Origin of the sequence: Roseateles sp. (assembly GCF_965229315.1) — a bacterium.
In the GTDB taxonomy this organism is placed as follows: domain Bacteria; phylum Pseudomonadota; class Gammaproteobacteria; order Burkholderiales; family Burkholderiaceae_C; genus Pelomonas.
The window spans coordinates 3475397-3499675 of sequence record NZ_CBDDJA010000002.1; the positions used below are offsets into that span (position 1 = coordinate 3475397).

The 24279-nt window shown below is 70.8% G+C and carries 16 protein-coding genes; 5 read left to right on the forward strand and 11 right to left on the reverse strand.

Translation table 11 applies throughout. The features are described from left to right. Positions 1 to 3: 3 nt before the first annotated feature. The 5 genes from ACO07H_RS20925 to ACO07H_RS20945 form a co-directional block, all read right to left on the reverse strand. Complete coding sequence (locus ACO07H_RS20925) at positions 4 to 3432, reverse strand: DUF2126 domain-containing protein (protein WP_422017743.1); 3429 nt, start codon at positions 3430 to 3432, stop codon at positions 4 to 6. Between the two features lie 96 nt (positions 3433 to 3528). Further along, positions 3529 to 4488, reverse strand: coding sequence for an alpha-E domain-containing protein (locus tag ACO07H_RS20930; RefSeq protein WP_422017744.1), 960 nt, complete (start codon positions 4486 to 4488; stop codon positions 3529 to 3531). A 14-nt stretch (positions 4489 to 4502) separates the two neighbouring features. Continuing rightward, positions 4503 to 5984: a circularly permuted type 2 ATP-grasp protein gene (locus ACO07H_RS20935; RefSeq protein ID WP_422017746.1), complete on the reverse strand. Its 1482-nt coding sequence runs from the start codon at positions 5982 to 5984 to the stop codon at positions 4503 to 4505. Positions 5985 to 6107: 123 nt separating this feature from the next. Beyond that, entirely contained in the window at positions 6108 to 8117 is a 2010-nt protein-coding gene (locus ACO07H_RS20940; protein WP_422017748.1) for a TonB-dependent receptor, read from the reverse strand. 66 nt (positions 8118 to 8183) lie between these two features. Beyond that, entirely contained in the window at positions 8184 to 8498 is a 315-nt protein-coding gene (locus tag ACO07H_RS20945) for a hypothetical protein (RefSeq protein ID WP_422017750.1), read from the reverse strand. A gap of 48 nt (positions 8499 to 8546) precedes the next feature. Here ACO07H_RS20945 and ACO07H_RS20950 point away from each other — a divergent pair, with 48 nt between their 5' ends. Next, positions 8547 to 9752 carry a M20 aminoacylase family protein gene (locus tag ACO07H_RS20950; RefSeq protein WP_422017752.1) on the forward strand — a complete coding sequence of 402 codons (1206 nt, stop codon included), beginning with the start codon at positions 8547 to 8549 and terminating at the stop codon, positions 9750 to 9752. 196 nt (positions 9753 to 9948) lie between these two features. Continuing rightward, positions 9949 to 10491 carry a DUF1415 domain-containing protein gene (locus ACO07H_RS20955; protein ID WP_422017754.1) on the forward strand — a complete coding sequence of 181 codons (543 nt, stop codon included), beginning with the start codon at positions 9949 to 9951 and terminating at the stop codon, positions 10489 to 10491. A 3-nt stretch (positions 10492 to 10494) separates the two neighbouring features. Here the strand turns inward: ACO07H_RS20955 and ACO07H_RS20960 are convergent, their stop codons facing one another. Next, positions 10495 to 10857: a hypothetical protein gene (locus tag ACO07H_RS20960; protein WP_422017756.1), complete on the reverse strand. Its 363-nt coding sequence runs from the start codon at positions 10855 to 10857 to the stop codon at positions 10495 to 10497. A gap of 180 nt (positions 10858 to 11037) precedes the next feature. Between ACO07H_RS20960 and ACO07H_RS20965 the strand changes: the two genes are divergently transcribed. Continuing rightward, the gene (locus ACO07H_RS20965; RefSeq protein WP_422017758.1) at positions 11038 to 11727 is read left to right on the forward strand and encodes a response regulator transcription factor; all 690 of its coding nucleotides are present in this window, start codon (positions 11038 to 11040) and stop codon (positions 11725 to 11727) included. Here ACO07H_RS20965 and ACO07H_RS20970 read toward each other — a convergent pair. The 3 genes from ACO07H_RS20970 to ACO07H_RS20980 all read right to left on the reverse strand — a co-directional run bounded on the left by ACO07H_RS20970 (position 11724) and on the right by ACO07H_RS20980 (position 16859). Continuing rightward, positions 11724 to 12542, reverse strand: coding sequence for a CheR family methyltransferase (locus tag ACO07H_RS20970; protein ID WP_422017760.1), 819 nt, complete (start codon positions 12540 to 12542; stop codon positions 11724 to 11726). The genes ACO07H_RS20965 and ACO07H_RS20970 overlap by 4 nt on opposite strands. Before the next feature lie 95 nt (positions 12543 to 12637). After that, complete coding sequence (locus ACO07H_RS20975; RefSeq protein WP_422017762.1) at positions 12638 to 14344, reverse strand: diguanylate cyclase; 1707 nt, start codon at positions 14342 to 14344, stop codon at positions 12638 to 12640. 139 nt (positions 14345 to 14483) lie between these two features. Next, a complete protein-coding gene (locus ACO07H_RS20980) occupies positions 14484 to 16859 on the reverse strand; it encodes a PAS domain S-box protein (RefSeq protein WP_422017764.1) in 2376 nt (791 codons plus the stop codon). Positions 16860 to 16907: 48 nt separating this feature from the next. Between ACO07H_RS20980 and ACO07H_RS20985 the strand changes: the two genes are divergently transcribed. Together ACO07H_RS20985 and ACO07H_RS20990 are read left to right on the forward strand one after the other, a co-directional pair. Beyond that, a complete protein-coding gene (locus ACO07H_RS20985; protein ID WP_422017766.1) occupies positions 16908 to 17459 on the forward strand; it encodes an ECF-type sigma factor in 552 nt (183 codons plus the stop codon). A 237-nt stretch (positions 17460 to 17696) separates the two neighbouring features. Beyond that, positions 17697 to 20531: a protein kinase domain-containing protein gene (locus ACO07H_RS20990; protein WP_422017768.1), complete on the forward strand. Its 2835-nt coding sequence runs from the start codon at positions 17697 to 17699 to the stop codon at positions 20529 to 20531. Positions 20532 to 20562: 31 nt separating this feature from the next. Here ACO07H_RS20990 and ACO07H_RS20995 read toward each other — a convergent pair whose 3' ends face one another. Then, the gene (locus ACO07H_RS20995) at positions 20563 to 23244 is read right to left on the reverse strand and encodes a S9 family peptidase (protein ID WP_422017770.1); all 2682 of its coding nucleotides are present in this window, start codon (positions 23242 to 23244) and stop codon (positions 20563 to 20565) included. A gap of 749 nt (positions 23245 to 23993) precedes the next feature. Then, positions 23994 to 24269 (reverse strand): hypothetical protein, encoded by a 276-nt coding sequence (locus ACO07H_RS21000; RefSeq protein ID WP_422017772.1) that lies wholly within the window; start codon positions 24267 to 24269, stop codon positions 23994 to 23996. Positions 24270 to 24279: the final 10 nt, after the last annotated feature.

Consider the following 24279-nt stretch of genomic DNA (forward strand, 5'->3'; position numbering starts at 1 on the left):
CGCTCAACCCACCTTGCGCAGATCCAGCGTGAACGGGAACTCCAGGCTGCGCTGCGGCTCGCCGACCACGACCCTGCCGGGCGTGTGGCCCAGCGCGACGAAACGCGACAGGCGGCGGCTTTCGGCCTCGTAGGCGTTGATGGGCAGCGTCTCGTAGTTGCGCCCGCCCGGGTGGGCGACGAAGTAGCGGCAGCCGCCCAGGCTCTTGTTCTGCCAGGTGTCGACGAGGTCCACGGTCAGCGGCGCGTGGATGCCGATGGTCGGGTGCAGTGCCGAGGGCGGCAGCCAGGCGCGGTAGCGCACGCCGGCCACGTACTCGCCGACGCGGCCGGTGGGCTGCAGCGGCAGCGCCACGCCGTTGACCGTCACGCGGTGGCGGGTGTCCACCAGGCCGCTGACGTGCACCTCCAGCCGCTCCAGCGACGAGTCGACGTAGCGCGCGGTGCCGCCGGACGAGCCTTCCTCGCCCATCACATGCCAGGGCTCCAGCGCGCTGCGCAGCGTGACCTGCACGCCGCGCGCGGCGAACTCGCCGAACTTGGGAAACCGGAACTCGTAGTGCGGCGCGAACCAGGCGGCATCGAACGCGTAGCCGGCCTCGTTCATGTCCTGCATGACGTCGGCGAAGTCCTCCTGCACGAAGTGCGGCAGCAGCCAGCGGTCGTGCAGCTCGGTGCCCCAGCGGACCAGCGGCGCGCGGTACGGCGTCTTCCAGAAACGCGCCACCAGCGCACGCAGCAGCAGCTGCTGCGCGATGCTCATGCGCGCATGCGGCGGCATCTCGAAGGCGCGCAGCTCCAGCAGGCCGAGCCGCCCGGTCGCCGAGTCGGGCGAGTAGAGCTTGTCGATGCAGAACTCGCTGCGGTGGGTATTGCCGGTCACGTCCACCAGCACGTTGCGCAGCGTGCGGTCGACGACCCAGGGCGGCATGGTCTCGCCGTAGCTGGCGCTGGCCTTGTGGATCTCGCCGAGGGCGATCTCCAGCTCGCGCAGCTGGTCGTTGCGCGCCTCGTCCACGCGCGGCGCCTGGCTGGTGGGGCCGATGAAGAGGCCGCTGAACAGGTAGCTCAAGGCGGGGTGGTTGTGCCAGTAGGCCAGCAGCGATGCGAGCAGCGTGGGCCGGCGCAGGAAGGGCGAGTCCGCCGGCGTGGCGCCGCCGAGCACGAAGTGGTTGCCGCCGCCGGTGCCGCTGTGGCGGCCGTCGATCATGAACTTCTCGCTCGACAGCCGCGTGAGGCGCGCGGCTTCGTAGAGGAATTCGGTGTGCTCGACCAGCTCGCGCCAGTTGTGTGCCGGGTGGATGTTGACCTCGATGACGCCGGGGTCGGGCGTGACCTGCAGCAGCTTCAGGCGCGGGTCGCGCGGCGGCGGATAGCCCTCCAGCACGATCTTGTAGCCGGTGTCCTCGCAGGTGGTCTCGATGGCCGCCAGCAGCTCCAGGTAGTGCTCCAGCTTTTCGAACGGCGGCATGAAGACGTACAGCACGCCACTGGCCTTGCCCTGGCGCTCCGCCTTGGGGCCGTTGGCGCGGCGCGGGTCGCGGGCCTCGACGCACAGGGCCGTGCGCGTGAGGCCGCGGGCACTCTCGAAGCGGGCCGGGGCGGCGCCGGCCGCACCGGGGCCTGAACCGACGCCAACGCTGGCGCCGACGGTGGGTGCGCCACGCAGCAGCCCGGCCGTCGGGCCGGCTGTGGTGACGCCCATCGTCTGCCCGCGCAGCGTGGCCGCCGCAGGCAGCATGCCGCGCGGGGCGAACGGGTCCTGCTCGATCAGGTGCGGGAAGTCGCCCTTGCCCACCCAGGGCAGCGAATCCAGCGGCAGTCGCCAGCCCATCGGCGAGTCGCCGGGGAAGAGGTACAAGCGCTCATCGCGGAAGTACCACGGCCCCGTCTGCCAGCGGTGGCCGCCGAGCGCGGGCCCGTCCTCGCTGTGCTTGAGCGGCAGCGCGTAGCCGACGACGTGCGCCAGCCCCTGCTCGTAGATGCGGCGCAGCCGCGCGCGCTCCATCTCATCGTCCAGCCGCGAATCGAACGGGTCGACGTTGACCGGCAGGCGACGCTCGCGCCACAGGTAGTAGAAGGTGTCCTCGTAGCCGGGCTGCACGTGCGCGTCGGTCACGCCCAGCCGCCTGGTGAGCGCGGCCATGAAGATCTGGGCGTCGTCGCTGGTGTAGTTGAGGCCCTCGCTCTCGTCGGCGAACCAGTCGGGGTTGCGCCAGCAGGGCTGGCCGTCCGCCCGCCAGCAGATCGACAGCGCCCAGCGAGGCAGCTGCTCGCCCGGGTACCACTTGCCCTGGCCGAAATGCAGGAAGCCGCCCTGCCCGTATTCGTCGCGCAGCCGGTGCGTGAGCTGCTGCGCGTACAGGCGCTTGGTCGGGCCCAGCGCCTCGGTGTTCCACTCGCCCGCGTCGCGGTCGTCGATGGCCACGAAGGTGGGCTCGCCACCCATCGTCAGCCGCACGTCGCCGGCCACGAGCTCGCGGTCGACCTGTTCGCCCAGCTTGAGCACTTCGGCCCACTGCTCGTCGCTGTACGGCTTGGTGACGCGCGGCGATTCGTAGATGCGCGTGACGCCCATCTCGTGCTCGAACTCGACCTCGCTCTCGTCCACGGCGCCACTGATGGGCGCGGCGCTGCCGGGCGTGGGCGTGGCGGCCAGCGGGATGTGGCCTTCGCCGGCCAGCAGGCCCGAGGTCGGGTCCAGGCCGATCCAGCCGGCGCCGGGCAGGAAGACCTCGCACCAGGCATGCAGGTCGGTGAAGTCGACCTCGGTGCCACTGGGGCCATCGAGCGCCTTCTCGTCGGGCGTCAGCTGGATCAGGTAGCCCGACACGAAGCGTGCCGCCAGACCGAGGTGGCGCATCAGCTGCACCAGCAGCCAGCCGGAGTCGCGGCAGGAGCCGGAGGCCTTCTCCAGCGTCTCCTCGGGCGTCTGCACGCCGGGCTCCATGCGGATCAGGTACGAGACGCGGTGCTGCACCTTCTGGTTCAGCGCCACGAGGAAGTCGATGGTGACCTGGGGCTTGAGGTCGATGGTCTTCAGGTACTCGGCCACCAGCGGCGTGGCCGGCTCGGTGACGAGGTAGGGTGCCAGTTCGGCACGCTGGGACTCGTCGTACGCGAACGGGAAGGTCTGCGCGTGCGGCTCCAGGAAGAAGTCGAACGGGTTGTAGACCGCCATCTCGGCGACCAGGTCCACCGTGACGGTGAACTCGGTCGTCTTCTCGGGGAAGACCAGCCGCGCGAGGTAGTTGGCGAACGGGTCCTGCTGCCAGTTGAGGAAGTGATGGGCCGGCTCGACGGTCAGCGAGTACGACAGCACCGGCGTGCGGCAATGCGGCGCCGGGCGCAGGCGAACGACCTGCGGGCCGAGGTGGACCGGCCGGTCGTACTTGTAGCGCGTGACGTGTTTGAGGGCGACGTGGATGGACATGTCAGCCCCTCGTCCAACGGGTACGTCGGCCGATCCCCCGAGGGGATGCAGGCCGGCTTGGGGCGGCCCGGCGCTCGGCCTGCTGTGGGTACGTAGTCATGGCGTGTCTGAAGTCGAAGGAACGAGGAAATCGCGGCTGATGCCCGCGCCGAGGTCACCGACCTCGGCCAGGAAGCCATCGAGGAACGGGTGCAGCCCCGTGGCGAGGATCTCGTCGATGCGGCCGAAGGCCAGCTCGGCCTCCAGCCGCCCGACGCGACGCAGCGTCTCGCCCGACTGGGGATTGGCCACGCGCCTGAGGTTGGCCAGCATGCGCGTGACGCAGTGCGACAGCGAGCGCGGCATGTCGGGGCGCAGGATCAGCAGCTCGGCCACCTTGTCCGGCTGGATGACATTGCTGTAGACCTTGCGGTAGATCTCGAAACCCGAGACCGAGCGCAGCACGGCGGACCAGTAGTAGAAGTCGCGCGCAGCATCGGGATCGGTGGAGGTGTCGCCTTCGTGGCGATAGAACTTCACGTCCAGCAGCCGGGCGGTGTTGTCGGCCCGCTCCAGGAACGAGCCGATGCGCAGGAAGTGAAAGGCCTCGTCCTGCAGCATGGTGCCCACGGTCACGCCGCGCGACAGGTGGCTGCGGTACTTCACCCACTCGAACAGCGCGGAGGGGTCGCGGGTCAGCGCGCCCTCGCGCAACAGCTTGCAGAACTCCAGCCACGTCTGGTTCATCGTCTCCCAGACCTCGGTGGTCAGCGAGCCGCGCACCGCCCGGGCGTTCTCGCGCGCGGCGCGCAGGCAGTTGTAGATGGACGACGCGTTGGCCTCGTCGGCCACCATGAACGCCATGACGCTGCGGCCGTTGATCGCCGGGTACTTGGTGCCGTACAGGCTGTTGAGCTCGGAGATGGACACCAGGCTGCGCCACGACTGCTCGGAGGCCTCGGCCGACTGCGGCTGCAGGGAGGTCTGGTACGCGATATCCAGCATGCGTGCCGTGTTTTCGGCCCGCTCGATGTAGCGGCTGAACCAGAACAGGTGATCGGCGGTTCTAGAAAGCATCTTGGTCTTCTCCCTCAGTCTTCCAGCACCCAGGTGTCCTTGGTCCCGCCGCCCTGGCTGCTGTTGACCACGAGAGACCCGGCCTTCAGCGCCACCCGCGTCAGCCCGCCCGGCACCATGCGCACGGTGTCTCCCGACAGCACGAAGGGTCGCAGATCAATGTGACGGGGCGCGATGCCCGACTCGACGAACGTGGGGCAGGTCGACAGCGACAGCGTCGGCTGGGCGATGTAGTTGCTCGGGTTGGCGATCAGCTGCGCGCGGAACGCCTCCACCTCGGCTTTCGTCGCCGCGGGGCCGACGAGCATGCCGTAGCCGCCGGCGCCGTGCACTTCCTTCACCACCAGTTCGGACAGGTGCGCCAGCGTGTAGGCCAGGTCGTCCTTGTCGCGGCACACGTAGGTCGGCACGTTCTGCAGGATGGGCTTCTCGCCGAGGTAGAACTCGATCATCTTCGGCACATAGGGGTAGATGGACTTGTCGTCCGCGATGCCGGTGCCGATGGCGTTGGACAGCGTCACCTTGCCGGCCTTGTACGCGTCCACCAGGCCCGCGCAGCCAAGCTGCGAATCGGCACGGAAGACCTTGGGGTCGAGGAAATCGTCGTCCAGCCGGCGGTAGATGACGTCCACGCGCCTGGGGCCGCGCGTGGTGCGCATGTAGACGAAGCCGCCGTCGACGAACAGGTCCTGCCCTTCCACCAGCTCCACGCCCATCTGCTGCGCCAGGAAGGCGTGCTCGAAGTAGGCCGAGTTGTACATGCCCGGCGTCAGCACGACGACGGTCGGGTCCGACACCCCGGGCGGCGCGACGCTGCGCAACGTGTCCAGCAGCAGGTCAGGGTAGTGCGCCACCGGCGCGATGCGGTGCTGCACGAACAGCTCGGGGAACAGCCGCATCATCATCTTGCGGTTCTCCAGCATGTAGCTCACGCCGCTGGGCACGCGCAGGTTGTCTTCCAGCACGTAGTACTGGCCGCTGCCGTCGGCGTGGCCGGCCCGCACGATGTCGACGCCGGCGATGTGGCTGTAGACGCCCCCGGGCACGTCCACACCCATCATCTCGGGGCGGAACTGCGCGTTGTTCAGGATCTCGTCGGCGGGCACGATGCCGGCCTTCAGGATCTCCTGGCCGTGGTACACGTCGTGGATGAAGCGGTTCAGCGCCGTGACGCGCTGGGCCAGGCCCGCCTGCATCGAGGTCCATTCGGCCGCCGGGATGACGCGCGGGATCAGGTCGAACGGGATCAGCCGCTCGGTGCCCTCGCCGGAATCCTTGTCGCCGTAGACGGCGAAGGTGATGCCCACGCGGCGGAAGATCAGTTCGGCCTGCTCGCGCCGCTCGCGCATCAGGCTCTCGGGCTGCTCGGCCAGCCAGCGGGCGTAGGCCTCGTAGTGGGCGCGCACGCCAGGGCCGCTGGCCTGCCGGCTCCCACCCTGCACCTGCGACTGGCTCTGTGCGGCCAGCGCGTTCATTTCGTCGAAAGGCGTCTGCATCTTGGCTCCATATGCGCCTCGTCGATGCAGCAAGTTTCGGGCCTACGCACCAACGGGCGCCCCATGGTGCCCGCTGGCCAGCCCGCCCAGGCCCCGGATTTACACGGGGCTGGGTGGCTCAACTCAGAAGCGCACCTGCAGGCCGGTGCTGGCGGAGCGGCCCGGCTGCGGGGCCAGGTCGCGGATCGTCGGCACGGCGGTGGCGTTGTAGGCCAGTTTGTTGCCCAGGTTGTCGAGCTTGAGGTACCAGATCGCGTCCGTGCCGTCCCAGTGCAGCTGGCGCGCCAGGCTCAGGCGCACGGTGCCGTAGCCGGCGGTCGGCGTGTCGAACGCAGCCACGCGGTCCTGGCGCGCGGCGCCGCGCCACTGCAGCGTGCCCGACCAGTCGCCCTGCTTGGCCTCCAGTCCCAGCATCGCGCGCAGCGGCGACAGGCGCGGCAGCGGCTCCCCGGTGGCGCGGTTGTCCCCGCGCACCGCGTCCATCTGACCCAGCAGCGCCAACATCGGCAGCACCTGCCAGCGCGCCTCCAGCTCCACGCCGCGCAGCCGGGCCGGCACGCCGTGGAAGGCGTAGAACGGCACCGTGCCACCGTCGCCGTCCGGCACCATGGTGCCATTGGCCTGCAGCGCGATGTAGTTGTCGAAGCGCGTCTCGTAGACGTTCAGGTGCACGTGTGCCTGCGACGACTCCCACTTCAGGCCCAGGTCCAGCCCCTTGGCACGCTCCACGCCCAGCGTCGCGTCACCCTGCTCGAAGGCCGCGCTGGCCAGGTGCAGGCCGCTGGCGAACAGCTCGTAATACGCCGGCGCACGCTCGGTGCGGTTCAGGTTGGCGCTGGCGCTCCAGCCCTCGGCCAGCGGCAGCACACCGCTGAACGCCAGGCTCTTGGGCGTGAAACGGCGCCCTTGCGCGGCGCCGAAGCGGTCGCCACCGTCGGAGTCCACCCGCACCTGCTCCACGCGCCCGCCGGCCGACCAGTCCACGCCACCCAGACGCGTCTGTTCCAGCACGAAGACGCCGGTGTTGCGCGTGCGCGTGCTCGGCACGAAGGCTTCCTCGCCCAACGCCGAGAAGTTCAGCAGCTCGGTCTGCAGGCCGACCAGGCCCTTGACGGGGCCCCAGCCGGCGTCGATGGGCGCGTGCTCCACCTCCAGCCGGCCATCGGTGCCGGTGCTCTTGAAGGTCGTGCCGATCTCGCCGCCACCGCCCACCTCCTGGTGCTCGTAGCGGTTGCGGCTGAGCTGCCAGCTGACGCGGTGGATGGGGCCGTCCGCCGTGGCCCATTCGCCGGCCGTGGCCAGGCGCTGGCGCTGCATGCGGATGGTCACGTCGGCCTCGGCCGTGGTGCCGTAGTTGGTGCGGTAGTCGTCCAACGACACGCCGGCGAAGCCGCCCTGGAAGAACACCGAGCCGCCCACCGCGCCGCCGTGGCTCTTCGCGGCGGAGTTGCGCACCGTGGTGCGGCTCTCGACCCCGTCGTCGGTCGGGCTGCTGAAGCGCGGCGCGCGCTGGTCGTCGGCGTCGCGGCCGGCCAGGTCGACGTGCCAGCCGAAACCCGCATTCGCCCGGCCCGTGCCGCCGTCCAGCACCACGGCGCCGCTCTTGTCGTTGCTGGCGCCGCCCAGCCGCACCTCGGCCGCGCCGCTCAGGCCAGGCGTGAACACGCGCGGGATGCGGTTGTCCAGCGTGTTGACGACGCCGCCCACCGCGTTGCCGCCGTACAGCAGCGCCGCCGCGCCGCGCAGCACCTCGACCTTGTCGATGACCAGCGGGTCGATGGCCACGCCGTGGTCGAAGCTGAGGTTGGAGGCGTCCACCGACGCGCCCGAGTTGTTCAGGATGCGCACCCGGTCGCCGTCCAGCCCGCGGATGCTGGGCCGGCTGGCATTGGGGCCGAAGTTGGTGGCGGCGACGCCGGGCAGGCCTTGCAGCGTGTCGCCGAGGTTGGCGGCGCGGGTCAGCACGAGCTGGTCACCGGACAGCGAGTCGCTGGGCTGGGCCAGCACCTGGCTCTTCAGCGGGTTGCCGGTGACGACGACCTTGTCGAGCGATTCGGTGGGCGCGGGATCGGCGTGGGCCGCCAACGAGAGAAAACAGGCGGCCGCGATGGGCGCCAGGGCAAAGGAACGCATGGGAAGACTTCCGCAGGAAAACGCAAGGGCCCGCACGCCGTCGGCGCGCGGGAAACAGCTTGGAGTTCAGGCGGAAGCGGGCGGCGCGCGGGCCTGGCGGCGCCAGACGGCGGCGCGCTCGACATCGGCCGCCAGCGGCGCGACGGCCCGCACCTCGCCGGCGACGCTGTCAGGCAGCGGGCCGGGCTCGGCAGCCGGCGCACCACCGGCCAGGTCGGCAGCGGTCAGGCACAGGTCGCAGTGAACCAGGTGCGCGATGCGGTCATCGGAGCGTTCGCCGGTGACGTGCGACAACGCGTGCACCCCGGCCATCGCTTGCGCGAGGGGGAGCAGCAGGGCCAGCCAGAAGAGCCAGCCGCGGAGGTTGCGACGCAGGTTCACGGCCGCAATCCTAAACTGCGCCTCTCACCGCGGCCTGAAGTCACCCTCATGAAGCTCATCGACACCATCCTCGCCGACGCCCCCGAGATCACGGCGCTGCGTCGCGACCTGCACAAGCACCCGGAGCTCTGCTTCCACGAGCAGCGCACCGCCGACGTCATCGCCAAGGCCTTGACGGACTGGGGCATCCCCGTCCACCGCGGCCTGGGCACGACGGGCGTGGTGGGCATCGTCAAGAACGGCACATCGGACCGCGCCGTGGGCCTGCGCGCGGACATCGACGCGCTGCCGATGACGGAGCGCAACCAGTTCCCGCACGCCAGCTCGTACCTCGGCCGCATGCACGCCTGCGGCCACGACGGCCACACCGCCATGCTGCTGGCCGCGGCCAAGCACCTGGCCCAGCACCGCAATTTCGACGGCACGGTCTACCTGGTGTTCCAGCCGGCCGAGGAAGGCGGCGGCGGCGCGCGCGAGATGATCAAGGACGGCCTGTTCGAGAAGTTCCCGATGGAGGCCATGTTCGGCGCGCACAACTGGCCCGGCATGAAGGCCGGCCAGTTCGCGCTGAAGAGCGGCCCGGTGTTCGCGAGCAGCAATGAATTCAAGATCACGCTCAAGGGCAAGGGCTCGCACGCCGCGATGCCGCACCTGGGCTTCGACCCCGTGCCCGCGGCCTGCCAGCTCGTCACGGCCTTCCAGACCATCATCAGCCGCAACAAGCGCCCCATCGACCCGGGCGTCATCTCGGTGACGATGATCCATGCGGGCGAGGCCACCAACGTCGTGCCCGACACCGTCGTCATGGAAGGCACGGTTCGCACCTTCACGCTGGAGCTGCTGGACCTGCTGGAGCGCCGCATGAAGGACATGACGGAACAACTGGCCGGCGCCTTCGAGCTGACCGCCGAGTTCGAGTTCCGCCGCAACTACCCGCCGACGATCAACCACCCGGCGGAGACCGAGTTCGTGCGCCGCGTGCTGACCGACATGGTGGGCAGTGACAACGTGCAGGAGTTCGAGCCCACCATGGGCGCCGAGGACTTCAGCTACTACCTGCTGGACAAGCCCGGCTGCTACTTCCTGATCGGCAACGGCGACGGCGAGCACCGCACCGGCGGCCACGGCCTGGGCCCGTGCACGCTGCACAACCCCAGCTACGACTTCAACGACGACTTGATTCCGCTGGGCGGCTCCATGTGGGTGCGCATGGCAGAGGCTTGGTTGGCCCCTCGTGCGGCCACGCCGCGCTGAACGCGGGCGTGCCCAGCCGGGACCGCGCAACGGCCAGTGGCCGCAGCGCTTCGGCAGGCACATCGAGCCCACTGGGCTCAATGTGTCCGGCCGAAGCCCCCGAGGGGACGGCGATGCTTGCGGCATCGAGCCGCCAGCACATCGCCCAACGGGCCGGCTCGGGAGCGGCCCAGCGCTCGGCCCAAAGAGAACTGACATGAATCACGACCAAATCATCCAGGACACCCGCGACTGGGTCGTCAAGGCCGTCATCGGCCTGAACCTGTGCCCGTTCGCGAAGGCGGTGCACGTCAACGAGCGCATCCGCTACGTCGTCAGCGACGCGACCGACCCCGAGGCGCTGCTGAAGGACCTGGCCCGCGAGCTGCTGGCGCTGAACCGCGCCGACCCCGAGGACGTCGACACCACGCTGGTCATCCACCCGGGCGTGCTGACGGACTTCCTGGACTTCAACGACTTCCTCGACGCCGCCGACGCGCTGGTGGAGGAGTTGAAGCTCGACGGCATCCTGCAGATCGCGGACTTCCACCCCGGCTACCAGTTCGGCGACAGCGAGCCCGACGACGTGGCCAACTACACCAACCGCTCGCCCTACCCCACGCTGCACCTGCTGCGCGAGGAGAGCATCTCGCGGGCCGTCGAGTCCATGCCGGACACGGCGTCCATCTACGAGAACAACCTCGCGACGCTGGACAAGCTCGGCCACGAGGGCTGGCAGGCGCTGGGCCTGAAGGCCTGAGCCTCACTCCCTGACCCAGGACAGCCCGGCCGCGCCCTTCTTGGGGGCGCCGGCACGCGTGCGCAGCACCGCGTCGAAGCCGCTGCGGCCGCCGTTCCAGATCGCCGTCAGCAGGCTCGACACGTCATCACGCGTGTAGGCATCGAGGTCGGTGCGGAACTGCTTGATCGCCGCGGCGAGCATGTCCTTCGGCAGGTCCTGGTGCGTGGCCAGCACCAGGAACATCGCGGCGAAGAGATCGGGTCGCGCGCTGCACAGGGCCTGGATGCGGCGCAGCGCTTCGGCCGGCGCAACGCGCTGGCCCGGCAGCAACCAGCCCAGTTCGTCCGGTTTTTCCGGACCCGCGTCTTGCGCATCCTCGGCCATCGTGGTCTCCTCCTGCCACTCAGGGCAGCTTGATTTCTCACGGCGCACAGCTAGTGTCAATCATTTATGACCTGCAACCTGCGGCAAACGAACGGAAGCGTGCGGTAGGCCGCGCCTGGCAGCGACTGACGGCCCAGTCATGCGGCAAACTTCGTGGTTGACCCCTGCGCCCCCTAGAACATGCAGCCCAAATCCCTCGCCCTGATCGACGACGACGCGGAGTACTCCGAATTCCTGGCGCAGTTCCTCCAGGAGCAAGGCATCACGGTCAGCCGTTTCGACGACAGCAATGCACTGCTGGCGGCGCCGGAGGCGTTCGCCTTCGACTTCTACCTGGTCGACCTGATGCTGCCCGGCGTCAACGGCGTGGAGCTCATCAAGATCCTGCGCCGCCGCACCGACGCCGGCATCGTCGTCGTCTCGGGCCGCCTGGGCGCCGAAGTCTTCCGCGAGGTCATCACGGCCGGTGCCGACATGTACCTCGTCAAGCCCGTGCAGTTCGAGCAGGTGGCGCTCGCGATCGCCGCGGTGCAGCGACGCGTCGCCAAGCCTTCGGCAGCAGACGCGGTGTGGAAACTCGATCGCGCCAGCGGCGAGCTGGTCGTGCCGGACGGCACACGCATCCAGCTCAGCGAGGCCGACCGCCAGCTGCTGGAGTGCTTTGCCCAGGCCGGGGGGGAACCCGTCACACGCGAGGCGCTGCTGAACCGTCTCGGCCGCGAAGTGGCCGAAGGCGAAACCGACGACGGCCTGTCGGCCACGATCTACCGCCTGCGCCGCCGCATCGAGCGCGCCACGCCCACGCTGGTGCCGCTGCAGAGCAAGTCCCGCGTGGGCTACGTGTTCCGCGCGCCGCTGCAATTGATCTAGGTCTTCCTGAACACGCCGCCGCCCAGCGCCTGAAGGCCGGTCGCCGTGACGAGGTGCTGCTCGGCCGCGCCCACGAAGAACAGCCCGCCCGGATGCAGGCGCGCCAGCACCTGGGCCAGCACGCCCCGGCGCGTGGCCGCATCGAAGTAGGCCAGCACCTGGCGCAGCCAGATCGCGTCAAAACACTGGCGGCCATGCAGCGGCACGCGCAGGTCGTGGCGCTCGAAGTGCACGCGCTCGCGCAGTGCCGCCTGCACCTGCACGAGGCCCGACGTCCCGTTGCCCACGACATGGCTGCGCAACCGCGCGGCGCCGACCTGGCGCATCCGCGCGACGGGATAGAGGCCCTCGGCCGCGGTGCGCACGCGGCGCTCGCTGGCGTCCGTGCCCAGCACCCGCCAGTCGGCGCCGATGCGGCCGGCGCTCTGCAGGTCGGCCAGCAGCATCGCCAGGCTGTAGGCCTCGTCGCCCGACGCCGCGGCCGCGCTCCACAGCCGCGGCCGCGCGGGCCGCAAATGACTGAATGCCGACTCCAGCAGCTCGAACTGCACCGGCTCGCGGAAGAACCCGGCCTGCGGCTCGGTCAGCAGGTCCAGCGCCGCCTGCAGCTCGGTCTCGGCCCGCAGCAGCGGCAGGTAGTCGTCGAAGGCGTCCAGGCCCAGCCGGCGCAGCCGCGGCGTCAGGCGCGCGGCGACCTGCACGGCGCTGGCCGCCGGCACGGCCAGCCCGCAGGCGGCCTGCAAGGCGTCGGCAAGCCGCCGCCAGCCGTCTTCGCTGAACGGCGTGGGAGGGGGAATCTGGGCGGCATCGGACATGCCCGGCAGACTAAAAGCCGCGCCGGCATGCCGCTGCGGGGAATTCTGGAGTGACGCTGTCGGGGCGTTGTGACCGCCGACGCACGCCACCGCGCTCAGGCGTCCGCGGCCTTCAGCACCACCGCGTTGCGCCCCCCGTTCCTGGCCTCGTGCAGCGCCGCTTCGGCGCGGGCGACCAGCGTGTGCGCGTCGGCGTCCTCGGGCGTAGCCAGGCTGGCACCGATGCTGACCGTCATGTGCCCCACCGCGCCGAAATCGGCCTGCTCGACCTGGGTGCGTATCTTCTCCGCGGCCATGACGGCCTCCAGCGGTCCGGCCAGCCCGGGCAGCAGCACGGCGAACTGCTGGTCGCCGAAGCGGGCCGCCACGTCGGTGACGCGCACGGTGCTGTGAAGCAGTGCGGCGAGCTGGCGCAGCACGGCGTCGCCGGCCAGGTGGCCGAAGCGGTCGCTGACCTGCTTGAAGTCGTCCACGTCGATCAGCAGCAGGCCGTGCACGCGGCCGTTCTGACGGCCATAGCGCAGGTACAGCGCCTGCGCCTCGACCAGGCGTGCGTCCAGGCTGCGGCGGTTGTGCAGGCTCGTCAGCGCATCGCGCATGGCCAGGTTCTCCAGCGCCGCATGGGCCGCCTGCAGCTCGGCCGTGCGCTGCTCGACCTGACTCTGCAGCGCGGCATTCGTGCGCTGCAGGCGCTGCTCGGTGTCCAGCAGCGAGCTGGCCATGGACTGCATCGCGTCGCTGAGCGTGGCCAGCTCCCTCACGGCGGGCTCGGCCGGGAAGTCCGGCATGACGCGCTCGCTCTCCACGCGCCTGGCGATGTGCGCCAGTTCCTGCACCGGCCGGCTGACGCGCCGCGCCAGCAGCAGCGCCGCGAGCGCCAGCAGCGCGGCCGCGAGCACACCCAGCACCAGCAGGTCGCGCTGCAGGTCGCGCACGGGCCGCATGGCCTGCTCCATCGGCTGACGCGCCAGGATCCGCCAGCCCAGCTCGGCGTTGGAGCGGGCATACAACGGGGCCTCGCTGGTCAGGTAGTCCTTGCCGTCGCCAAAGCGCAGGGGCCCTTCGAAGCGCCCGTTGACCAGCGTCGTCGGCAGCACGACCTCACCGGCAGCCTGGGCGACCTTCATGGCCTCGGGGTAGAGCACGCGGCCCTGGCGGTCCAGGATGAGGGCTTCGATGCCGCTGTCGGGGTGCAGGCGGCGTGCGGCACCGTCGACGATGCCGGTGACCCAGCGCCAGTGCGCATGGGCGCCGACGACGCCGCGCAGGCGCCCCTCGGCATCGCGGATGGGGGCGGCGAAATCGATGAAGCGCGTGGGCTCGCCGTTGGGCGCCGCCGGCAGCATGGTCGCGAGCAGCTTGGCCTCGTGCACGTCGCCCACGTAGACGCGCTCGCGCGCGGCGACGAACCAGTCGCGCTGAGCGACCGAGCGCCCCATCAGCAGGCCGCCCGTGGCCTGCAGCACGAGGCCGTCGGCGTCCACGACGCCCATCCAGGCGTACTCGTCATGCAGGGCCTGGCGGCGGTCCAGCGCGGCGCGCGTGTGACTGGCGCTCAGCGAACCCTCGGCGAGATGCGGCGCGACGCTGAGCAGCTCGATCTCGCGCTCGCGGTCACGCAACTGGTTGGCCAGCATCTCGGCCGCGGACTGCGCGGTGGCGCGCACGGCGGCCTGCTGCGCGGTGTAGAGCTCGGTGGTGGCGACGTTGCCGAGGTAGCCCCCGACCAGCGCCAGGACGGCCAGCCCCAGTCCACCCAGCACCAGGCCGAGCTGGCTGCGCAGGCTCAACGGCGCCTTCACGCAGCCGCTCCGGGTCGGCACGCGCCATCGGCGCGGGAAGGAACGCTGTGGGGCTGGCAATGCATCGTGTCGGGTCGCTGGAGCCGCGGGCAGCAAAAGTCTAGCGGTGCCCGGCGCTGGTGCGGAAGCCGGTGGCGCCTCAGCCCGCCTGCGGGAGTGTCAAGCGCATCACGGTTCCGAGTGATCCGGTGCGGACCATCTCCGCGCTGCCGCCGTGCAGGTCCATCACGCGGCGCACGATGTACAGGCCCAGGCCGTGCGCCGCCTCGGTGCCGGTGCCGCCGCGGGCGCCGCGCGTGAACAGCCGCGGCAACAGCTCGCGCGAGATGCCGGGGCCGGCGTCGACCACCTCGAACTGCAGCGCCGCGGGCTCGTCGAAGTCCATCACGTGCAGCGTCACCGGCGTCGCGCCGGGCGAGTACTTCAGCGCGTTGGACAGCAGGTTGCGCAGCGCCAGGCGCAGCAGGCTCATGTCCATCAGCGCCGTGCGCGTGGCCGTGTGGCGGCGCAGCACGATGCGGTCGCGCTGCTCGCGCGGCAGGTCGGCGATGGTCACGGCGATCAACGTGTCGATGTCGGTGTCCAGCCGCGCCACGCTGCCACCGCCGGCCAGCAGGCTGGCCGCGGCCAGCGTGTTGTCCACGCCGGCCAGCACCGTGCCCAGCACGGCCTGCGCGCGCGTGAGCCGCTCCTGCGCCTGGCGCTCACCGCGCCCGGCCAGGCTGGCCGCGGCGCTCTGCAAGGCGGCGCTGGCATTGTTCAGCGGCTGGCGCACCTCGTGCGCCAGCACGTCCAGCATCTCGGAGCGCTCGCTGAGCAACTGGTCCAGCTCCTGAACGTGGCGCTCGGTCTGGCGGCGCATCTGCTGCTCCTGGGCCAGCTCGGCGCGGTAGCGCAGGTCGTCGGTGATGTCGTCCACCAGCGCCAGCGCGCGCAGCGGCCGGCCCTGGGCGTCGTACTCGGCGACGGCCGAGACCAGCACGTCGCGCAGGCTGCCGTCGGCACAGATGAGCTGCACCGGGCGGTCGCTGAGCTGGCCGTCGCGCCACAGGGCCGGGCGGTCGATCTCGCGCACCTGCTGCGCGCACTCGGGTGTCATGAAGTCTTCCAGCGCCCGGCCGATGACCTGCGGGCGCTGGTAGCCCAGGCGCTCCAGCCAGCGGTCCGACACGCTGAGCAGCCGGCCGCCCGCGTCCACCGAGTGCATCAGCGCCGGCGTGGACTCGTACAGCACGCGCAACCGCTGGCGGCTTTGCTCCAGCTCGATGGCGGCGCGGTGCTGCTCCGTGACGTCCTGGAACGCCCCCACCAGCCGCACGGGCACGCCGTCCTGCCAGTCGACCTGGCCCTGCGCCAGCACCCAGATCTCGCGGCCCTTGGCGGTGATGAGCGGCAGCTCCAGGCTCCAGCCCTCGCCATGCTGGATGCCGCGTTGCACGGCCGACTCGATGGCCGGGCGCGCCTCGTCCTTGTAGTAGCCGAACGCCTCCTGCAGCGTGGGCCGGTGGCCGGGCGGGAGGTCAAGGATGCGGCAGACCTGGTCGCTCCAGACCAGCTCCTCGGTCTGCAGGTCCAGGCTCCAGCCGCCGATGCCCGCCAGGCGGCCCGTGCGGTCCAGCAGGGCCCGGCTGTCGCGCAGCTCGCGCTCGACGCTGATGCGCTCCGTCACGTCCTCGACGATGCCGACGAAGCAGCGCAGCACGCCCTCGCCGCACAGCACCGGACGCGCCCGCGCCCAGACCTGGCGCGGCCCGCCGCCGCGGCGCAGGCGGTAGCGCATCTCGAAGGGCAGCCGCTGCTCGACGCAGCGCTGCCACTGCTGGCGCACCGCGGCCGCATCCTCGGGCTCGACCATCGACATCCAGCCAGCGCCGAGGCCGGCCTCGCCCGCCACACCGTAGATGCGCTGCCAGCTCGCATTCGTGTAGGTGACCTGGCCCGCCGCGTCGGCACGGAAGATGCCGAGCGGCGCCACCTCGGCCAGCGCATGGAACGACGGCTCGTCGGGCGCGGCGCGCGCCAGGGCGCGCTCACGCATCATCAGCGCCTCGGCGGCGGCGCCGGCCAGCCGCGTCAGCGCCTCGCGCTGCGCGTCGCTGAGCTGGCGTGCCTGGAAGTCCACGACGCACAGCGTGCCCGGGTGGCTGCCGTCATCCAGCCGGATCGGCACGCCCGCGTAGAAGCGCAGCGAAGGGTTCGCCAGCACGTCGGGGTGATTCCTGAAGCGCTCGTCCAGCCGCGCGTCGTTGACCTCGAACAGCCCGTCCGACAACAGCGCATGCGCGCAGAACGTCTGCGTTCGCGGGGTCTCGCTGCGGCCGATGCCCACGGCGGCCTTGAACCATTGACGGCGCTCGTCCAGCAGGCCCAGCAGCGCCACCGGCGTGCCGCAGATCTGCGCGGCCAGCGCGGTGATGTGGTCGAACAGCGGCTCGGGCTCGCTGTCCATGACCGCCAGCGCGGCCAGGCGGGCCAGGCGGCGGTCTTCGTCGGCAGGCAGTTCGGGCGTCACCATGGGTGACAGCTTAGGGCCTGTTCACGCGGAGTGCGGCAAGATGCAGGCATGGACGAGCACGAAGTCGATGCGCTGATCGCCCGCGTCAACGCCGGTGAAGCCGGTGCACAGGACGCGCTGTTCGCGACCGCCTACCCGGCGCTGCGCGAACTCGCGCGCACCCGGCTGCGCGACGGCGGCGGCCATGCCGGCGGCCTGCACACCACGCAGCTGGTACACGAAAGCTACCTGCGCCTGGCGCGCAGCCAGCGCCTGAAGCCGGAGAACCGGCGCGAGTTCTTCGCCTACGCGGCACGCGTCATGCGCGAGTTCATCGTCGACACGCTGCGCCGCCGCGAGGGCAGCGGGGCCGGCGAGGCGTTGACGCTGGACACGCGCATCGAAGGCGAGCAGCCGCAAGGCCAGGACGAGGTGCTGAAGGTGCACGAGGCGCTGGCCTCGCTGCAGGCCGTGGAGCCGCGCCTGGCGCAGGTGGTCGAGATGCGCTACTTCGGCGGCTACACCGAGGTCGAGATCGGCGAGGTGCTGGGCCTGACGGAGCGCACCGTGCGCCGGGATTGGGACAAGGCCCGCCTCATGTTGCTGGCCCTGCTGCGCTGAGATGATGCCGCCCCTCGCCCCCTCGCGCCACGCTGAACGCGGACGTGCCCGGTCGGTCTTGCAGACCGCGCAGCCGACACAGCGGCTGCTCTTCGGCAGGCATGGCAAGTCCACTGGACTTGTCGTGTCCGGCCTCAGCCCCCGAGGGGACGGCGCTGCTCGCGGCATTGAGCCGCGAGCGCATCGCCAGACGGGCCGGCTCGGGAGCGGCCCAGCGCTCGTCCCGAGATCACCCACATGGCTTCGTTGACGCCCGCCGACCTCGCCGCGCTCAGCCCGCTGCTGGACGAGGCGCTGGCATTGCCGCCGGGCGAGCGCGCAGCCTGGCTGGCGCAACTCGACAACCCGCGCTGGCGCGACGAGCTGGCCCGCATGCTGGCCGACCATGCGCGGCTGGACGACAGTGGCGCTTTCGCCACCCTGCCGCGCCGGCCTGCGTCGAACGAGGCACCGGCCGCGCCGGGCGACCACGTCGGCCCTTGGCGGCTGATCGAGGAGATCGGACGCGGCGGCATGGGCAGCGTCTGGCGCGCCCAGCGGGACGACGGCGTGTACGACCGCGAGGTGGCGCTGAAGCTGCCGCGCCGCTCGCGCAGCGGCGACACCGCGCTGGCCGAGCGGCTGGCCGCCGAGCTGCGCATCGCCGCACGGCTGGAGCACCCGCACATCGCGCGCCTGTACGACGCCGGCATCGATGTGCTGGGCCGGCCCTACCTGGCGATGGAGCATGTCACCGGCCTGCCCATCCACCTGCACGTCAAGCAGCAGCGGCTGGACGTGGCCGCCACGCTGGCGCTGCTGGCGCAGGTCGCGCGTGCCGTGGCGCATGCGCATGCACACGGCGTCATCCACCGTGACCTGAAGCCGGGCAATGTGCTGGTGGCCGAAGACGGCACGCCACGCCTCGTGGACTTCGGCATCGCGACGCTGCGCGCCGGCGCTGCCACGACGCCGGCCTCCGGCGGCCTGACGCCCGCCCATGCGGCACCCGAGCAGCTCGCCGGAAAACCGGCCACCGAGGCCAGCGACGTGTACTCGCTGGGCGTGCTTGCCTACGAACTGCTCTGCGGCGAACTGCCGCATGGCATGACCGGCGCTCGCGCTGGCGCGGTTGCCGTGCAGCCGCCCAGCGCGCACTGCGGCGACCCGGCGCGCCGCCGGGCATTGCGCGGCAGGCTGGACGCACTGCTGCTGCAGGCCTTGTCGACGGACGCCAGGCATCGGCCCGCCAGTGCCGCCGCCTTCGCCACCGCACTGGAGCGCGAGCAGCAGCGACTGGGGCCGGCCGGGCAGCGGCACCGGCGCGCGGTGGCGGCGGCCAGCGGCGTCTTCGTCGTGCTGTGCCTGGGGGCCGGCGTTGCCGTCGTGCAGGCCCAGCGCGCCGCCGCGGCCAACGACCGCGAGCAGGCGGCGCGCGCCTTCGTGACCGAAGTCTTCAAGCTGCAGGCCCCGGCCTCGGCCACAGGCCAGACGCCCGACGAGCTGCTGGCGCGCAGCACGGCGCTCATCGAGCCGCGCTTCGAGCCCGCCGTGCGCGCCGAGCTGTACGGCGGCCTGAGCCACCTGCTGGTGGACATGGGCGCACCGCGGCTGGCCGTGGCAGTCGGCATCCGCCGCCTGGCTGCGCTGGACAGTGCCAACGCCGCGCCTGCCGAGCGCGGCCAGGCACTGCGCCAGCAGGCCGCGGCCCAGCTCGACGCACGCGAGCCCGGGGCGGCCGAAGCCAGCGCGCGGCAAGCGCTGGCCTTGCAGCCTGCCGACATCCAGGCCCAGCTGCTGCTGGTGCGCAGCCTGGTCGCCCGCCACCGCTTTGCCGATGCCGCGCCGCTGCTCGCCGCCATCGAGGCGCACCTGCCCCAGGGCACGCCCACGCTGCCGGCCGCCTGGGCGCAATCCTTGCGCGGCCGCCTGCTGATGGCAGAGAACCGCCGCGACGAGGCATTGCCGCTGCTGCGCCGCGCCGTGTCGACCGGCCTCGCCGCCGCCGGCCCCAACGCGCTGGACGTCGTCGCGCTGCGCCTGGCCGCGGTCGAGGCGCTGCTGACCGCCGACCAGTCACGCGCGCTGCAGGCGCAGCTCGATGCCGCGCTCGCGACGCTGGAGCGGCTGGGTGGCGCGCATGCCGTGCGCGCATCGCTCGTGGCGGCGCGCATTGCCGTGGCCCGCTACACGGGCTTCTTCCAGATCGATGGCGATGACGCGCTGGCGACGATACGCGCCAGCCGCGCGCGCCTGGCGGCCCGCGGCGAGACGCTGCCCGACGAGGTCACCGCGCCGCTGGACCTCTACGAAGCCACGGTACTCGCGCAGATGGGCGACATCGCCGCAGCGCTGCCCCTCATCGAGCGCAGCCGCCAGGCGCTGGAGGCGGACGCACGCACACCGGCCGAACGGCTGCGGCTGGGCCACACGGTGGGCGAGATCTACCAGGCGGTGGGCCGGCATGCCGACGCCGACCGCTACTACCGCATGGCGCTGCAGGCCCGCATCGACGGCGGCTACGCGCGGCACCCGATGACGGCCTTCCAGTACGCCAGCGCGGCCACCAACCTGTCGGCCGGCGGCCGCGCCGCCGACGCCCTGGCGCTGCTGGCGCAGGCGCCGGACTTCCCGGCCGCGCGCGATGGCGGCACGGCCAACCCGCTGCACTATGCGCACATGGTGATGCTGGCCAAGGCCCGGGTGCTGCTGGATGCCGGCCGGGCCACCGAGGCCGCCGCCGCGATACCCGCGGCGTTGCTGACGCCGGCCGGCGACGACCGCATCAGCCGCATCGACACGCAGATGGCGCTGGCGCTGCGCGGCGAGGCCCGCTGCGCAGGGCGCCAGCACGCGGGCGGCCTGGCCGACCTGCAGGCCAGCCTGGCGATGGCGGCACGCGACCCCGACGATGCGCTGGACACCGAGCAGGCCCGGCTGCATGCGCTGGCCGGCCTCTGTGCACTGGCGCAGGGCGAGACCGCCACAGCCCGCCACCAGGAGAGTCTGGCGCGCCAGGCCTTTGCCGCCCGCGCCTGGGCGAGCGACTACCGGCAGGCGCCGTGGCGGCGGCTGCAGGCGGCGCTGAGGTGAGGCCTGATCGTGCGGGCCGCATCGAACACGCTCAGCGCCCTTCGCCCAGCGTGCGCACCCAGAACGCCTCGTACTTGCGGTGCAGCGACGCGGGCTTCACCACGCCGCCCAGCCCGTGCTCGCCGTCCGGGTCGAGGAAGAGCTCGACGAGCGATTCCTTGCCGGTGTCCAGCAGCTCCCGGTAGACGTTGACGGTGTCCTGGTAGAGCACGTTCGGGTCCTGCATGCCGTGCACCAGCAGCAGCGGCTTCTTCAGGCCGCGCGCCAGCGGCAGCAGCGAGTACTTGCGCAGGTTGGGCTTGCTGCGGTCCACCTTGCCGATGGTGCGGCCGCTGTACCAGCTGTTGTAGTTCTCCCATTCCGTCGGGCCCGCGCCGGCGATGCCGGCCGCGAACACGTCAGGCCGTGTGTACATCGTGTACTGCGTCTGGAAGCCGCCGAAGCTCCAGCCAGTCAGGCCGACGCGCGCACCGTCCACGCCGAACTGCATGGGCAGCAGCTTCGCCAGGTCTTCCAGGTCCTCGGCCTGCGGCTCACCGGGGCGCTCCCAGTTCGCGTCCGAGAACTTGCGGCCGTAGTTGCTGTGGCCACGCGGGTCCACCGCCACCACCACGTAGCCGTGCTTCGCGGCCATGTACATGCTGAACAGGTAGGCGGTGTTGTGGAAGCTGTCGACCTCGACGATGTGGCGGTCGTTCAGCGGGCCGCCATAGACGTAGACGATGGCCGGGCGCTTGTCGGCCGCGGTCCAGCCGGCGGGCTTGAAGGCGTAGGCCTCGATGCGGTCGCCATGGCGGTTGGTGAAGTTGAAGCGCTGGGGCTGCATCACGTTCACGGCCGCCCAGGCCTTGTCGCTGCTGTCGGTCAGCACCTGCGGCTGGCCCTTGCCTTCGCCGGAGATCAGCTTCAGCTCGGGGCGCTGCGCCCAGTTGCCGGCGTTGGCGCTGACCCAGCGGCCGTCCTCCGACGCCGCCGCACCGCGGTGGAACTCGCCGGCCCGGCCCAGCGCCTGCATGGCGCCGCTGGCCATGTCGACGCGGAAGACGTTCATCGCCGCGGTGTCGCCCTGGTTGGCCAGCACGAACATCGCCTTGCTGTCGGCCGTGAAGCCGATGACCTGGTGGGCCTCGAACTCGCCCTTGACCAGCGGGCGCAGCGCCTGCGTGGCCACGTCGATGGCATAGGGCTGGCGCCAGCCGGCCTCGTCCAGCGCCAGCACCAGCGTCCTGCCGTCGGGCGTGAAGCGCGGCTGCAGCACGTTGACCACCTCGTGGCCCACATCGCCGCGACGCTCCAGCACGACCTGGGGCTTGGCGTTCTCATCCGCCTGGCCCATGTAGACGCGCAGCAGCTCCTTCTCGCGCTCCCAGGTCGTGAACGCGTAGCGGCTGCCGTCGCGCGCCCAGGCGATGGGGCTGATCTCGAACCAGACGTCGCCACCCTTGTTCGTGAAGACCGGCTCGGGCTGCCTGCGCGGCGCCTCGCCCGCGGCGGGCACCTGGCGGATGTACAGCGCCAGCGGCTTCTCGGTGCGCTTGTCGTCCGACACCTCGCGGTTGACCTTCTTGGCCGTGGCCCAGCGGTCGTTGTAATTCATGATCTCGACCTGCTTGGCCGCGGGCGGCGGCGGCACTTTGCCGTCGGCGCCCGGCGGGTTCACCGGCGCGCGGGCCAGCAGCGACATCCAGCGGCCGTCCTCGCTGACAGCGGTCTGGTCGATGCGGTACTTCTTCTGCTCCTCGTCCGGAATGATCAGCTCGCGGTTCAGCACCTGCACGCCGGCCTGCCGGAAGTGGCTGCGCAGCACGCGGCTGTCGTCCATGTAGACGATGCCGGCGTCGTCCGGCGTGTAGGCCACCACGCGCAGATCGCGCTGCGTCGCCAGCAGCGCAGTGGGCGCCTTGTCGTCCGCCTTCCAGCGGTACAGGCCGCCGCGGTACTGGAACACCAGCTCGTCGGCCTTGCGTGCCCAGACGAACTGCGCCACGCCCGGATACAGGTCGGCGTTCTTGAGCTTCTCGCGCACCAGCTTTTTCTTCAGCTCGTCGCGCAGCTCCCAGAGCTCCTTGTCCTTGTCGTCCTTCTTGGTGTCGTCCTTCTTGTCGGTGGCAGACGCGGCCGACGCCGGTGCGGCAGCGGGCACCGGCTTGCCGCCGCGCTTCGCGGCCAGCGCCGCCATCGCCAGCTTCTCGGCGTCGGCCTCGGCCTTGTCGGCGGCCTTCTGCGCGTCGTCCTTGGCCTTCTTCTCGGCCAGTTCCTTTTTCAGCACCTCGATCTGCGCGGTTTCCCACTGCGACAGGTCGACCTTGTCGCCCCTCAGGTAGGCCTGCTGCGCGACCTCCCTGGCCTGGCGCTCGGTGTATTCGGTGTTGCGCTGCTTGAGCTTCCTGTCGAAGCGCGCCAGGTCCTCCGGCGCGTCGAACGCAGCCATCGCCTGCGGCGACGTGATGCGCTGCGTCTTGCCGGTGCGGGTGTCATGCACCCACAGGTCCGTGCCGGGCTCGCCGAACGGGTTCCACAGGTAGGCCAGGTAACGGCCGCTGCGGCTGAAGGCGGCGTCCTTGGCGTCCGTGCCCTTGTAGGGTTCGGCGCGGAAGATCTGTTCCAGCGTCGGGGTCGTGGCTGTAGCGGTTTGCGCTTGCAGTGGCGCTGCGGTCGACAAGGCGAGCGCAAAGGCCAGGCTGCCGAGGGCAGCGAAGGTGGCGGGCTTCAAGGGGGTCTCCTGAACTACCCCCTAGGGTTAGGGGCGACAAATTCTATGGAGCCGTTTTGCGAGTTCCATTCGTAACGCTTGGCCGGTTCCGCTTTCTGCCACGGCCCATGCCGGGAGTCCCGCCCGGCGGCGGGGTAACTTTCTTCTGCGGGGCCAGAAGAAAGTCACCAAAGAAGAGGCCCTGAACCGCACACCAGCGCCACTTGCACGAGCTGCGCCGTGCAACAGCCGAAGGGCTGCTGCGGAGACGCGACCCGCTTCGCTCTCGCTGCTGTCTCTATCACCAACAGCGTCCATCGCACCACCTGCCCGCTGAACGCGCGGCTGCACGCCGGGCTCACCAGCAATACCGAAGGCAGCGTCGCTCGGGCGACGCGACGGCTCGTTCTCCTGGTAGGTTGGGGTGAGCGCAGCGAACCCCAACACCCGGTCACTCACCCCCGTGACATCACCGAGCGACGCGGTATTGACTGGTAAGCCCGGCGTGCAGCCGGCGTTAATGGGCGTAAAGCGGCGAACCATGGCGCTCGTCATAGGGACAGCAGCGAGAGCACAGCGGGTCGCGTCTGGGCGCAACACCAAAGCAGCTTTGACCCCTGCCCACGGCACTTGGTGCTCGTGTGCGGTTCAGCGCCTCTTCTTTGGTGACTTTCTTCTGGCGCCGCAGAAGAAAGTTACCCGCCCGCCGGGGCGGAATCCCGGCAACTCAGCGCCGGATCATGAGGACCTTCGCAAAGGCAATCCTCAGCTCACCCCCCGGAGGTACCACGGTGTATGAGCAAAGCCTCACGGAGAAAGTCCCACGTCCAAGAGTGCGCCTCAGGCCCATCGTCGGTGAGCACGGCAATCTCAAATGATGTCCCGTCATCACTTCGACGTCCTTTTGCTCGGACACCGGGGGAATCCGCAGGCAATTCCAACCGCACAAGAATGTCGACCTCATCGCCCGGCTGAGCGCGTTCAATTCGACCAAAGCTATCCGATTTCCGAAAATCGACGACGTAGACGGGGTCCGAATGGTTCATGGAGGCTCCT

Bases quoted from the DNA above. Each gene is read 5' to 3' on its own strand.
- ACO07H_RS20925 (WP_422017743.1), bottom strand. From the start codon at position 3,432: ATGTCCATCCACGTCGCCCTCAAACACGTCACGCGCTACAAGTACGAC.
- ACO07H_RS20930 (WP_422017744.1), bottom strand. From the start codon at position 4,488: ATGCTTTCTAGAACCGCCGATCACCTGTTCTGGTTCAGCCGCTACATC.
- ACO07H_RS20935 (WP_422017746.1), bottom strand. From the start codon at position 5,984: ATGCAGACGCCTTTCGACGAAATGAACGCGCTGGCCGCACAGAGCCAG.
- ACO07H_RS20940 (WP_422017748.1), bottom strand. From the start codon at position 8,117: ATGCGTTCCTTTGCCCTGGCGCCCATCGCGGCCGCCTGTTTTCTCTCG.
- ACO07H_RS20950 (WP_422017752.1), top strand. From the start codon at position 8,547: ATGAAGCTCATCGACACCATCCTCGCCGACGCCCCCGAGATCACGGCG.
- ACO07H_RS20955 (WP_422017754.1), top strand. From the start codon at position 9,949: ATGAATCACGACCAAATCATCCAGGACACCCGCGACTGGGTCGTCAAG.
- ACO07H_RS20960 (WP_422017756.1), bottom strand. From the start codon at position 10,857: ATGGCCGAGGATGCGCAAGACGCGGGTCCGGAAAAACCGGACGAACTG.
- ACO07H_RS20965 (WP_422017758.1), top strand. From the start codon at position 11,038: ATGCAGCCCAAATCCCTCGCCCTGATCGACGACGACGCGGAGTACTCC.
- ACO07H_RS20970 (WP_422017760.1), bottom strand. From the start codon at position 12,542: ATGTCCGATGCCGCCCAGATTCCCCCTCCCACGCCGTTCAGCGAAGAC.
- ACO07H_RS20980 (WP_422017764.1), bottom strand. From the start codon at position 16,859: ATGGTGACGCCCGAACTGCCTGCCGACGAAGACCGCCGCCTGGCCCGC.
- ACO07H_RS20985 (WP_422017766.1), top strand. From the start codon at position 16,908: ATGGACGAGCACGAAGTCGATGCGCTGATCGCCCGCGTCAACGCCGGT.
- ACO07H_RS20990 (WP_422017768.1), top strand. From the start codon at position 17,697: ATGGCTTCGTTGACGCCCGCCGACCTCGCCGCGCTCAGCCCGCTGCTG.
- ACO07H_RS21000 (WP_422017772.1), bottom strand. From the start codon at position 24,269: ATGAACCATTCGGACCCCGTCTACGTCGTCGATTTTCGGAAATCGGAT.